The 12,484-nt window shown below is 44.0% G+C and carries 12 protein-coding genes and 1 other RNA gene; 3 read left to right on the forward strand and 10 right to left on the reverse strand.

Features of this window, described 5'->3' with window-relative positions:
* Window positions 1-218: 218 nt before the first annotated feature.
* The 4 genes from ACHUFM_RS12120 to prfB all read right to left on the reverse strand — a co-directional run bounded on the left by ACHUFM_RS12120 (window position 219) and on the right by prfB (window position 4,697).
* Entirely contained in the window at window positions 219-536 is a 318-nt protein-coding gene (locus ACHUFM_RS12120; protein WP_394182497.1) for a hypothetical protein, read from the reverse strand.
* Window positions 537-885: 349 nt separating this feature from the next.
* Entirely contained in the window at window positions 886-1,944 is a 1,059-nt protein-coding gene (gene hisC / locus ACHUFM_RS12125) for a histidinol-phosphate transaminase (RefSeq protein ID WP_394182498.1), read from the reverse strand.
* A gap of 109 nt (window positions 1,945-2,053) precedes the next feature.
* Complete coding sequence (lysS, locus tag ACHUFM_RS12130) at window positions 2,054-3,553, reverse strand: lysine--tRNA ligase (RefSeq protein WP_394182499.1); 1,500 nt, start codon at window positions 3,551-3,553, stop codon at window positions 2,054-2,056.
* A gap of 48 nt (window positions 3,554-3,601) precedes the next feature.
* A protein-coding gene (gene prfB / locus ACHUFM_RS12135) for a peptide chain release factor 2 (protein ID WP_156486252.1) occupies window positions 3,602-4,697 on the reverse strand; the annotation gives its coding sequence in 2 pieces (ribosomal slippage) (window positions 3,602-4,624 and window positions 4,626-4,697; 1,095 coding nt in all).
* A 144-nt stretch (window positions 4,698-4,841) separates the two neighbouring features.
* Between prfB and ACHUFM_RS12140 the strand changes: the two genes are divergently transcribed.
* The 3 genes from ACHUFM_RS12140 to ACHUFM_RS12150 all read left to right on the forward strand — a co-directional run bounded on the left by ACHUFM_RS12140 (window position 4,842) and on the right by ACHUFM_RS12150 (window position 6,053).
* A complete protein-coding gene (locus ACHUFM_RS12140) occupies window positions 4,842-5,141 on the forward strand; it encodes a cell division protein ZapA (protein ID WP_394182500.1) in 300 nt (99 codons plus the stop codon).
* Between the two features lie 129 nt (window positions 5,142-5,270).
* Window positions 5,271-5,448: non-coding RNA, 6S RNA (gene ssrS, locus ACHUFM_RS12145), on the forward strand.
* Between the two features lie 5 nt (window positions 5,449-5,453).
* Entirely contained in the window at window positions 5,454-6,053 is a 600-nt protein-coding gene (locus tag ACHUFM_RS12150; protein ID WP_394182501.1) for a 5-formyltetrahydrofolate cyclo-ligase, read from the forward strand.
* On the opposite strand, the gene traF (ACHUFM_RS12155) is transcribed toward ACHUFM_RS12150, so the two are convergent.
* The 6 genes from traF (ACHUFM_RS12155) to ACHUFM_RS12180 all read right to left on the reverse strand — a co-directional run bounded on the left by traF (ACHUFM_RS12155) (window position 6,043) and on the right by ACHUFM_RS12180 (window position 12,471).
* Window positions 6,043-7,488, reverse strand: a complete 1,446-nt coding sequence (traF, locus tag ACHUFM_RS12155) for a conjugal transfer protein TraF (protein ID WP_394182502.1) — start codon at window positions 7,486-7,488, stop codon at window positions 6,043-6,045. The two genes, ACHUFM_RS12150 and traF (ACHUFM_RS12155), sit on opposite strands and share 11 nt — an antisense overlap.
* A gap of 108 nt (window positions 7,489-7,596) precedes the next feature.
* Window positions 7,597-8,877 (reverse strand): conjugal transfer protein TraF, encoded by a 1,281-nt coding sequence (traF, locus tag ACHUFM_RS12160; protein WP_394182503.1) that lies wholly within the window; start codon window positions 8,875-8,877, stop codon window positions 7,597-7,599.
* Window positions 8,878-9,212: 335 nt separating this feature from the next.
* Window positions 9,213-10,019: a 3-deoxy-manno-octulosonate cytidylyltransferase gene (gene kdsB / locus ACHUFM_RS12165; RefSeq protein ID WP_394182504.1), complete on the reverse strand. Its 807-nt coding sequence runs from the start codon at window positions 10,017-10,019 to the stop codon at window positions 9,213-9,215.
* Window positions 10,012-10,599 carry a KdsC family phosphatase gene (locus tag ACHUFM_RS12170; RefSeq protein WP_394182505.1) on the reverse strand — a complete coding sequence of 196 codons (588 nt, stop codon included), beginning with the start codon at window positions 10,597-10,599 and terminating at the stop codon, window positions 10,012-10,014. The genes kdsB and ACHUFM_RS12170 overlap by 8 nt, the downstream gene beginning before the upstream one ends.
* Window positions 10,600-10,602: 3 nt before the next feature.
* Window positions 10,603-11,460 carry a 3-deoxy-8-phosphooctulonate synthase gene (gene kdsA, locus ACHUFM_RS12175; protein ID WP_394182506.1) on the reverse strand — a complete coding sequence of 286 codons (858 nt, stop codon included), beginning with the start codon at window positions 11,458-11,460 and terminating at the stop codon, window positions 10,603-10,605.
* 36 nt (window positions 11,461-11,496) lie between these two features.
* On the reverse strand, window positions 11,497-12,471 hold the full coding sequence (locus ACHUFM_RS12180) for a KpsF/GutQ family sugar-phosphate isomerase (protein WP_394182507.1): 975 nt from the start codon (window positions 12,469-12,471) through the stop codon (window positions 11,497-11,499).
* Between the last annotated feature and the right edge of the window lie 13 nt (window positions 12,472-12,484).

Below are 12,484 nucleotides of genomic sequence, written 5' to 3' on the forward strand. Positions count from 1 at the left end.
GTTTAAATTCTCTGTGATATTTGGACATAAAAAGACCCCCAGTAATTGGAATGTCCAACTATTGGGGGTCAGTTCATAATGATTACCGCCTTTTTTTGCTAAAAATCAATAAACAGAAACCACAAAATCTGAAAGGTATTCATGTAAAGCGTTTAATCGCAGACATAACGTCAATCATGGATGAATATCCATCATTAATATCTTCCCAAAATACAGACTTACAATATCCGCTGCGTACTCTTTTGATAACCTTGTCTAGATAAACGCCAAACAATACCTACTGAAAGTAATACGGCATGGAAACCTACTAACAATAAATAAGCGTCACCAAACCGTGTATCCGTAGCGACTAAACTCGAACTTAAAAAGGAAGCGTTGATAATATTAATACCGAAGGTAATTGCAGATATGGTGGGGTGGGAGCGAAACGCCATCACAGCCATTAAGCTACTTAATATCGCGATGAAAATGCCACCCATTGGTAAAAAGATGGAAAATGTTCCAGAAACCAGTGCCAAAATAGATAAAGTACTCATAGTGATCCGTCCCTATATCTTACTTCTACTGCTAATTATATTAATGTTTGTACTTAATATTCTTAATCTAGATCATTTAATTTGCCTGTAATACTTGATTATCAGACGCTTAAAAATCTCTTAATTAAAAACTGTTCAAAATTAATACAATTTATACTACTGCGATGAATTCACATTTGCAACTTTAATTCATATTTAGTTTTTTAAAGCAATATCTAGATACATTTCATTACGATATTTTTAACAACCTCTCACCTCCTCTATTCAACTCAACCGACAAAGACACTCGTTTGATTTTGTTATCGGGAAGAGACATCCATATTCTCTTCCCAACAAACTTGGATGAAATTTATAACGCGCTTAACGCTGTAACCAATGCCTGCATTTCTTCATCAGTGCCAATCGTAATGCGCAAATAATTTCCAATACGAGGCTTGTTACCAAAATAACGCACCAATATGCCTTGTTCTTTCAGTTTTAAATACACCTCTTCCGCCGACTTTTCTGGATGAGTCGCAAACACAAAGTTGGTCGCTGAAGGCAATAATTCATAACCCAACTGAGTAAGAGCTTTCACCGTGGTTTCACGAGTGGCGATGGTTTTATCACAAATATTCTTTAGATAGGTTTCATCTTCTACCGCAGCCGTCGCTCCGGCTAGCGCAATGCGATCAATTGGGTAGGAGTTAAATGAATTTTTTAAACGCTCCAAGCCTTCGATTAAATCTGGGTGACCAAAAGCGTAGCCAACTCGGATACCCGCTAAAGCACGTGACTTCGACAAAGTTTGCACAACCAATAAATTCGGGTATTGATTGACCAAGGCCACCGCACTCTGTGCACCAAAGTCCACATACGCTTCGTCCACCAGTACCACTACATCTGGGTTAGATTGCAAAATGGTTTCGATATCAGTAAGCGGTAACGCTTTTCCAGTTGGCGCATTAGGGTTGGTGACAACCACACCGGATACATCTAAATGCTGATAGTCCTCAGCAGCAATATCAAATTCACCGGTCAAAGGAATTAGTTTAGGCGTAATCCCGTAAAGACCAGCGTACACCTTATAAAAGCTGTAAGTGATGTCTGCAAAGGCCAAAGGTTTACCATTGGTAAAATAGCCCATGAAAGCCAACGCCAACACTTCATCAGAGCCATTGCCGACAAACACCTGATGAGTATTCAATTGATATTGACTGGCCAAAGCCGTTTTTAGCACCATGGCATTGGGGTCAGGGTACAAGCGCAGACTTTCCGATACCTCTGCTGCCATCGCCTGTAATGCCTTTGGAGAAGGTGAATAAGGACTCTCATTGGTATTGAGCTTAATGTATTGTTTGTCTTGAGGCTGCTCACCTGGCACATAAGGATCAAGTGATGCGATTTTATCGGTCCAAAAACGACTCATGGAATGCTCCGTGGTACTTCATTCAAAAATAGAGTGTAAAAACAAAATAAGGCCTCAATTGAGGCCTTATACACAAAATAATTTATCAGTGACTATATCCGGCCTAGGATCAGTCCTGAGGCTTCATATGAGGGAACAAAAGCACATCGCGAATCGAAGGTGCATCAGTGAACAGCATCACCAAACGGTCAATACCAATCCCCTCACCTGCGGTTGGCGGCAAGCCGTATTCCAATGCGTTAATGTAATCGGCGTCATAATGCATGGCTTCGTCATCGCCCGCATCTTTTTCCGCCACTTGACGCTTGAAACGTTCCGCTTGGTCTTCTGGATCATTTAACTCCGAGAAACCGTTTGCAATTTCACGACCACCAACAAAGAACTCAAAACGATCAGTAATAAAATCATTCTCGTCATTACGACGTGCCAAAGGTGATACTTCAGCAGGATACTCGGTGATGAAAGTCGGTTGATCTAACTTATGTTCAGCCGTTTCTTCAAAGATTTCAGTCCAAAGCTTGCCCAAGCCCCAAATTGGCTTAACATCGATTTTCAGCTTCTTCGCTACTTCGGTGGCTTTTTCTAGGGTGCTAAGGTCATCTTCCGTCAAATCTGGGTTGTAATGTAAGATGGACTCCAACATCGTCATGCGAACAAAGGGCGCACCAAAGTCATATTCAGAACCCTGGTAAGTGACCGTTGTGGTGTTCAATACCTTCTCAGCCACATCACGTAACATGGCTTCAGTTAGATCCATCAGATCTTTGTAATCTGCGTAAGCTTGGTAGAACTCGATCATAGTGAATTCTGGGTTGTGTCGAGTCGATGTCCCTTCATTACGGAAGTTACGGTTGATCTCGAAAACGCGCTCAAAACCACCAACAACCAAGCGTTTCAAGTAAAGCTCTGGTGCGATACGCAAATACATGCTCATGTCCATGGCATTGTGATGTGTCACAAAAGGACGTGCTGTAGCGCCACCTGGAATGGTCTGCAACATAGGCGTTTCAACTTCCATGAAACGACGATCTTCTAGGAAACGGCGAATAGTAGAAATGATTTTAGAACGAATCTGGAAAGTATCACGAGACTCTTCATTCACAATCAAATCCACGTAACGCTGACGGTAACGCATTTCCATGTCTGACAAACCATGGTGCTTATCAGGAAGTGGACGCAAGGATTTAGTCAATAATTGCGCTTCTTGCATATCAATGTACAAGTCACCTTTACCAGACTTATGCACTGGCCCCGTCACGCCAATGATGTCACCCAAATCCCATGTTTTTTGCTCAGCCAATAGCTCAGGACTAAGCGCCTTACGATTAATGTAAGCTTGAATCTGGCCCGACATGTCTTGTAGCAACATAAAAGCACCACGGTTACGTACGATACGTCCCGCAATACTCACTTTGTGATCTTTCTCTTCCAGTTCCGCTTTTTCTAACTCACCAAATTCGGCTTGTAAATCCGCAGCATAGGCATCACGACGGAATTGATTTGGAAAAGCATTACGCTGTTCACGAATCGCCGCTAATTTGCCACGACGCTCCGCCACAAGACGGTTATCTTCTGATTGTAAACTTGTTTCTGTGTAGTCGTTTGCCATGATATTGGTATCTACTCTTTAATCTTTTCTAAAATAAGGAATGGCGCTTTACAGGCCTTGTTTTAAACTTGCGACGATAAATTGATCTAAATTACCATCCAACACCGCTCCTGTATTGGAGCTTTCCACGCCAGTCCGCAAATCTTTGATACGAGAAGAGTCCAATACGTAAGAACGAATCTGACTCCCCCAACCAATGTCCGACTTGCTGTCTTCCACGGCTTGCGCCGCTTCTGTTCGCTTCATCATTTCCAATTCATACAACTTAGCACGCAGCTGTTTCATCGCAAAATCACGGTTAGCGTGCTGTGAACGCTGGTTTTGACATTGCACGACGATGCCACTCGGTATGTGCGTAATACGCACCGCAGAGTCTGTTGTATTAACGTGTTGTCCACCTGCTCCCGAAGAGCGATACGTATCAGTACGCAAGTCAGCAGGATTAATATCAATTTCAACATTGTCATCAATTTCAGGGGACACAAATACGGATGCAAACGAAGTATGACGACGATTACCTGAGTCAAATGGTGACTTACGCACCAGACGGTGCACACCTGTTTCGGTTCTCAACCAACCAAACGCATACTCACCTTCAAAACGAATGGTCGCCGATTTAATACCAGCCACTTCTCCAGCAGATACTTCCACCAAATCGACTTTAAAGCCCTTATCCTCACCCCAACGCAAATACATGCGCAACAGAATATTGGCCCAGTCTTGCGCCTCGGTACCTCCTGAGCCCGACTGAATGTCTAGGAAAGCACTGTTTTCGTCCATCTCTTTCGAGAACATGCGACGGAATTCCAGTTTAGCCAGCAAGGCTTCCAACTCATCAAGTTCCAGCTGAACCGCTTCGACTGAGTCTTCATCGTTTTCTTCAACGGCGATATCAAGCAACTCTTTAGCATCAGCAAGACCGTTATCCATACCATCTAAGGTATCAACAACCGCTTCGAGCGCGGAACGCTCTTTACCTAGTTTTTGAGCATAATCTGGATCGTTCCAGACATTAGAATCTTCTAATTCTCGGTTTACTTCTTCTAAACGTTCTTTCTTTGCATCGTAGTCAAAGATACCCCCGAAGGGTAAGAGCACGTTCGGATAGATCTTTTATTTGCGAAAGTATCGGGTTTATTTCCATATTGGCGTCAATTTGCTATAAACAGTGTGGATAAAATTAATTCGGAATTGTAACGAATTTACTCGCAGCATAAAATGCCATTCGCTACTCAATGATGGAAAAACTGACCATTTTTTGTGGGCCTTGCTATCAAATGGAGTCTATATGGATAAGCCAACGGTTTCAGTCGCCATACTGGGACAAACTTACAACATACATTGTCCGAAAGGGCACGAAGCGGAATTGAAAGAATCCGCGGAATATTTGGATACTCAAATGCGTGAGATCAAAGCCAGCGGAAAAATCGTCGGACTTGAAAAAATTGCTGTGCTTGCGGCATTGAATATTACTCACGATATGCTATCTGGGCGAAAATTTGCTCGCTCCAATGAGCAACAACTGCGAGAGTTGACCTCTCAGCTAGATGCGGCACTGGCACACGAAACAAAATTGGTTAACGAATAAACACAGATCTGTTCAATCCGTACACGATTCAACAAGGCGCAAGGGATAAAAACGAATTTTCTTCATACAGGGAAGGAAATGAACAAGCTTCGTCCGTGATTTTTAGCCGCAGTTACTCTATACTTCACTCGTTTCCTGGGTTGTACGTAGCGGCTTAACGCCCTTGAGCCTATGAGTAATACCCCGGAAAAGGCCTGTTGGTTTGGTGTGCATGTCCGTGCGTCGGAAAGCCTAAAGAGTCACAGCTTTTTCCACCTTGAACCACTGGGTTCAAGGCCAATAGTCGAAACGGCAACTTGGGAAACCCTTTTCATGATACAGCCTCTTCTCGATCGTCACAGTCTACGTAAAACCTTACGTCACGCCAGACGTCAACTGACAGAACACGAACAACTACAAGCCGCTAATCAACTGCTTGAGCAAGCGCTTCACTCTCGATGGTTAGATAAAGTAGAACATGTTGCTTTGTATCTAGCGAACGACGGTGAAATATCCCCACACCTCATCCGCGAATATTGCTGGCAACACAAGATCAAAACTTACTTACCGGTTGTGAAAGGCGAAATATTACGCTTTGCGCATTATGACCAAACAACACAATGGCATAACAATCGATTTGGCATTGCCGAACCTGTGACTGAGACATACCAAGCCCATGACGCTCTCGACATTGTCTTTATGCCACTGGTTGGTTTTGACCAATATGGCGGGCGATTAGGGATGGGAGGAGGCTTCTATGACAAGAGTTTTGCCAGCAAGAGCATTGAGCAAAAACCATTATTAATTGGTTTAGCCCATGATTGTCAGCAAGTTGAACGATTACCCATCGAACCTTGGGATGTTCCATTGCAAGCTATACTCAGCCCAAAGCAGTGTATCGACATCAATCTGACGACAAAAGTTAGTACATAAAGCTGTAACCGATGGAGAAATAAAAGCCACTATCGCCGTCATCGTTCTCTGGTGAATAGGCCACATCAATGTCCAATCGACGAGACAAGGTCAAGCCGGCAGTGTAGTAACTCATCTCATTACCAGACATGTTCTTGCGAACACCCGCTCTCATCCCGATGGAGAAAAAATCATCACTGTAATGAGAGATGGAAACCGCAGCCCATTGGTATTGATCGCCTAACGGATCTTTAATCGAATTGGCATCAAAAGAGCCAGCAATGGAAAAATTTTGATCTTTACTCTTCAACGCCATACTTAGATTAAGTTGGGCTTTCATCTTATATTTTTCTTTAAGAGAAATTTTACCTGAATCCGCAAAACCAATGGCCGCATTACAGGCTGATAGATCAGCACCGGACAAACCGGTACAGCGCCCAATCACCTTATAATCAAATTCGGGTTCATTCACATTGGACAAGGTGGCCCCCAACTGTAAGTAACGCGCTGCAATGATGGCCCCCAAATCAAGCGAGATCCCATCTGAGCGATCTTCTCGGCTAATAAAGAAATCCCCATAAGAGACATCAGAATCACCATCTTCATTCAACACCGTTAATTTTTGATCCATGGCCAATTTATGAAAGTTCAATCGTCCACCTAATAACAAAGCACTGCCAGTGGTACGTGAATACATTTCGCTGTAGCCAATACTGAATTTATAATTAGAGACTCTTTTCAAGTAAAGTGAGGTATCCGTTTCAAGCTCGATGGCCGCCAAATCAACATTTTGCAAATCGTTTTCATCAGAAATATTACGCAGATCATCCAAACCGTTTAGCGAAAAACTGTCCGATAATATTTGTGCCCTACCCACTAAGGAAGCACTGGCGTCGATCATAAAGACACCACGTCGACGGGTTTTGTATATGATGGGAAGAAACGGCCCTTGCACAGTCGTCGCGAACTTAAGGTAGGTTGTGTCCGCAATCGCAGCTACATCGTCGCTCACGTCTGCCAAACTGTCTTCAATGGTATCCACAGCCGCATTGATTTCTTGAACGATATACGCGTTCGCTGCCGCTTCTTTATCGGCATTACTGCCAGATGTATTGTTATAAACATTAGTCGCGCCATTCTCGATGGCTTGCAAATCCAAAGACGACAGGTAATCCGTATCGACACTGGCTTCCAGCGAATCGACCTTATCATTGATGGTCCCGACGCCGCCCCCTTCAACACCAATGCCTATTGGTCCCACAAAGCCAATACGAAAGCCTTGTAAATTCGCCATTAAATAAGACGCCGCTGGATTTCCCATGGCAGTCGACAAGGCATGACGGTTTCCGTAACTGCCCAATACGGTACTGGAACCGATTGGCTGATAGGTATACATGGCTGCCATCACCGATGAACTAACAAGGTATAAACAAGCAATGGCAAAATACTTTTTCATGACGGAGCAAAATCCCTAAACAACCCAGTAAATAACTCAGCAAACAATGACCAACAAAAAAGCCGAGGACAGTTATGTCATCGGCTTTATTTGCAAAATCTTTACTGTTTAGAAAGCGGTATCATAACCTAACGCAAAATACACACTACGTGGCATTTCGTCACCATCTTCGTCTTCCACTGTGTCTAATGCCACAGCAACGTCTAAATTTAGACGTTTTAAGATCGTCAAACCGAAACTACCATAACTTAGCTCCGTACCCGCCATATTCTGACGGTAACCCACTCGTAGACCTGGTAAGAAGTGAGAATCGCCATAGTAAGACAAAGAAGCCGCTGCCCACTGGTATTCGTCACCCACCGCATCTTCAACAGGGTTCGTGTCGTATGACATACCCAATGTAAACTGCTTACCAGCCGTTGATACAGCAAGGTCTACTGTGGTTTGCATTTCCATTACATATTTACTACCAGTGGTATCAAGCTTGCCTGCATTCTGCAAACTTTGGGCTGCATCACAACTTTCTGATCCACAAGCAGTATCAATTGCAACACCATCAAACTCTGGCTCATTGATGTTCGCAAAAGTCACACCAACTTGATAATTATTCGACACCCAAACCATGCCTAAATCAATGCCAACACCAGTAGAGTCAATGGCATCCTCATCTATTGCATCTGAAATAGCATCATCAGCATCAGTTGAGTCATCTTCCAATGAAACAAGTGCACGCCCCATAGAAATATTATGCATAGTCGCTTTCAAACCACCGACTAACATGCCGTGAGAGTTTTCCCACATAGATTGGCTATAGCCCAATCCAAGAGCAAGATCCACAGCAGTTTGAGCCTGGAATGATGCATCAGTCGTTAATTCACCAGTACCACCATCCACAGACACATTACTAGATAATACATTTGCTTTTGCAACAGTAGAGATACTAGCATCCAACATGAAGGCGCCATTGTTGTCTGTTTTATAAATAACTGGCATTAAAGGCACTTGCAAACCTACAGATGTCTTAACATAAGCAGTATCACCTACTTCATTTAAGATATTTTCAACTCTTGTTACATCTCCTGCAGCTGTCCCCGCAGTTGAATTATCAATAATATCTTCGACCTCTTCCATTCGATCACCCAGATCGCTGACGTCACCCATTTCAATGCCAACACTCAATGGGCCTAGGATACCAAAACGAAAATTGTCATCATCTTGTTCATTGACCATCAAAAATGGTGCCGCTGGGTTGCCTAGCGCAGTAGCAAGCGCTCGCTTATTCGGAGAGCTACTTAGGGTAAAACTGGAACCAATGGGTTGGTTAACTGGCATGGCTGCCATAGCGGCAGTGCTTAGTAAGCTCGTGGAAAGAACAAGAAGCTTTTTCATAATCGAATCCTTCAAAAATCAAACAAGTGATACAAACTAGATACACATTAGTAAGAAAATATTACATTTGGAGGAAATGTAAACCCATAACTTACACATTCTATACAAAAAGAGCAGATTTTGAGTAAATTCACCAAGAATTGTATATAAGTTATACGGCTTGAGACCCCTCGTTTCAAAATCGAGAGCAATCATGAAAGAAATTCGCTTTGTTCAATGAAAAGCCTCCGTCAAAAAGTCTATCGAATTGAGACGGCACAGTACTGTAAAAAATGAACAGAGAAAAACCTTAACGTCCAGCCCTTCGACCAAACGTTAAGGTTTAAAAAGGGAATTTAGAGGTGATCTAAGGTTAATTGATGACGCAATTTTTCCAAATCTTCGGGCGTATCCACACCATGAGAGGGCAAACTGTCCGCCACAGCAACTTGCACCTTGATACCCTGATGTAAGAAACGTAGCTGTTCCAATTTTTCCCAACGTTCAAGTGGTGACATGGGCAATTCAGCGTATTTATTCAATAAGCTCGCCCGATAGACGTATAAACCAATATGACGTAAAACAGGCAAATCGATAGGCAAATAGCCACTTGGCTCTTGCGCACTCGCCAAGCCATCTCGGTCCCAAGGGATCGGGGCGCGACTAAAATACAAGGCTCGCTGCCGCTCATCACACACCACTTTCACCACGTTTGGATTAAGATAATCCTGCTTATCATCAATGGCGCACGCTACGGTTGCCATTTCAGCTTCAGCGTCTTGGTACAAGGCTTTTACCGTGGCATGAATCAAAGCGACGGGGAGGAAAGGCTCATCTCCCTGTACATTGACAATGATTTCCTCACCAGACCAAGCCATTTTTTCAGCCACTTCCGCCAAGCGCTCTGTACCATTCTCATGGTCATCACGAGTCATTACGACGTTCGCCCCGAACCGCTCTGCGGCACGATAAATTTCGTTATGATCGGTTGCCACAGTCACAGACTGAGCGCCCGCTTGCCGTGACAATTCATGCACCCATTGCAATACAGGTTTGCCACCAAGATCTGCCATCAGCTTTTGCGGAAAACGCTGAGAAGCATAGCGGGCCGGAATCACAATATGAAAAGCAGGTAACTGTGTGTGTAACGTAGAATCAGACATGACGTTCAAACTCCGGTTGCTTTGCTAATTCGTAGGCTTCTTCTAGTGGCATACGGGACGCTAGAATCAAATCCGCCACCTCTCTTGCTACGCCCTGTCCAGCCGATTTGGATAATATCAACGGACAATGACGTAATAACAGAGTATGCGCATCAGCAGGACACATGGCCAAACCAACACTCGGCATCACCTGTAAATCAATCACATCGTCTCCTACATAAGCCACTTGAGATGCTGACACTTGTAACCTTGCGGTTAAATCAACAAAAGCCTCTGCCTTGTTATGACAACCTGGATAGAAATACTCAACGTTCAAGTCTGTCATGCGTTGACGCAAGGCTGGAGAGTCTTTGGCCGTGATCACCGCAACGGTCACACCCCACTTAGGCAGGAGTTTCATCGCGACGCCATCTTTGACGTTAAAACGCTTAATCGTTTCGCCTTGCTCTGTGTAAAGCAAGCCACCGTCAGTCAAGACACCATCCACGTCGAATACCACCAGCTTTAAACTCTGCAATTGCTGCAATAATTCTGGTTGTTCAGATATCACGGAATAAGAAGCAAGAAACGCAGCATCCATGGCTTAAGCTCTCGTATCCAATTCATCAAATGTTTTCACCAGCTCATCAAGCTGTTTCATCTGCTTTAAGAAAGGCGCTAATTTGCCTAGCGGTAACGCACAAGGACCATCGCATTTAGCCGAATCCGGTGTCGGGTGAGTTTCTAAGAACAAGCTCGACAAGCCAAGCGACATACCTGCTCGGGCCAATTCTGTTACCTGTGCTCGACGACCATCTGCTGAATCTTCACGACCACCAGGACGTTGTAGAGAATGAGTGACATCAAACATCACTGGGTAAGCGAATTTCTTCATTTCACCAAAACCCAACATGTCTACAACAAGGTTGTTGTAACCCATCATAGTGCCACGCTCACACAACATAAGTTGATCATTACCGGCTTCTTCACACTTTTTCAGAATGTGTTTCATTTCATGAGGTGCTAAGAACTGCGCCTTCTTAATGTTGATCACAGCCCCGGTTTGCGCCATGGCGACAACTAGATCTGTTTGACGGGAAAGAAAGGCTGGCAACTGAATCACATCCGCCACTTCGGCCACAGGCGCACACTGATACGCTTCATGTACATCGGTGATCACTGGCACATTAAAGGTCTCTTTGATTTCTTGTAAAATCTTCAGACCTTCTTCCATGCCTGGACCACGAAAAGAGTTAATAGAAGAACGGTTTGCTTTGTCAAACGACCCTTTAAACACATAAGGAATACCCAGTGCTTCTGTTACTTTGACATGTTCCTCAGCAACTTGCATCGCCAAATCACGAGATTCCAGGACATTGACACCACTGAACAGCACAAATGGTAAGTGATTCGCGACTTCAACCTGTTGACCAATTTTGATGATTTTTGATTCTTGAGACATACTAACTCCTGTTAAATTCTACTTCGTCACTCGCTATCAGCGATCGTAAATTTCTAAAATACCGGATACTTTTCGGTCATCATTCAGCACCACCAAAAGGGTGATTTTGTCTCTTAGCATTTGCTCTTCCGCTTCGACGATCATCACATTTTCATTGATGGTCTTAGGGTTTACGGTCATAAGATCGGCAATGCTTTTATTCATCATGCCGTCACTGTCTTTTAACATGGCACGGCGTAAATCACCGTCGGTAAAAATCCCCAGTAACGTATCTTTCTCTTGTACCAACACCACCCCTTTACGACCTTGGGTCATGACCGTGATGGCGTCTTTCAAATTGCTATTCGGAGAGCAAACAGGCAAGTCTTGTTTGTGCATGATGTCTTTTACTCTGGTCAGCAATTTACGACCTAGACTGCCGCCGGGATGAAAACGGGCGAAATCTTGCGGCTGAAAAGCGCGACACTCCATCAAGGCTACGGCCAAAGCATCGCCCATCGCGGTCGTCATAGTCGTAGAAGTGGTTGGCGCTAAATTATTCGGGCAGGTTTCACGGTCAACCGAAATATCTAAAACACAATCGCAATGCTTGGCCAAGGTGGAATCCATGTTGCCCACCAAAGCAATACTTGGATTACCAAAGCTCTGTAAAGAAGGAAGTAATCGCATAAGCTCTTCGGTTTCACCGGAATAACTGATCAATATCAGTGTATCTTCCGCTTGAATCATCCCTAAGTCACCATGAAAGGCTTCGCCTGGGTGCAAAAAGAAACTGGGGGTGCCTGTTGACGCTAAGGTTGCGGCAATTTTTTTACCAATCAGTCCCGATTTCCCCATACCACAGATAATGGTTCGACCTTTGCTGTCTAATATCATTCGCACGGCTTTGGCAAATTCATCCGTCACTTGACTGGCAAGATTGGCAAGGGCTTGCGCTTGCGTTGAAAGGGTTCGCTGAGCACTGGCGATCAATGCATCCGTATCCGTATTCGAAGACGTTGGGGCACTCATATTTTCTCTCTGT

The organism is Marinomonas posidonica (assembly GCF_043643765.1).
Lineage (GTDB): Bacteria > Pseudomonadota > Gammaproteobacteria > Pseudomonadales > Marinomonadaceae > Marinomonas > Marinomonas posidonica_A.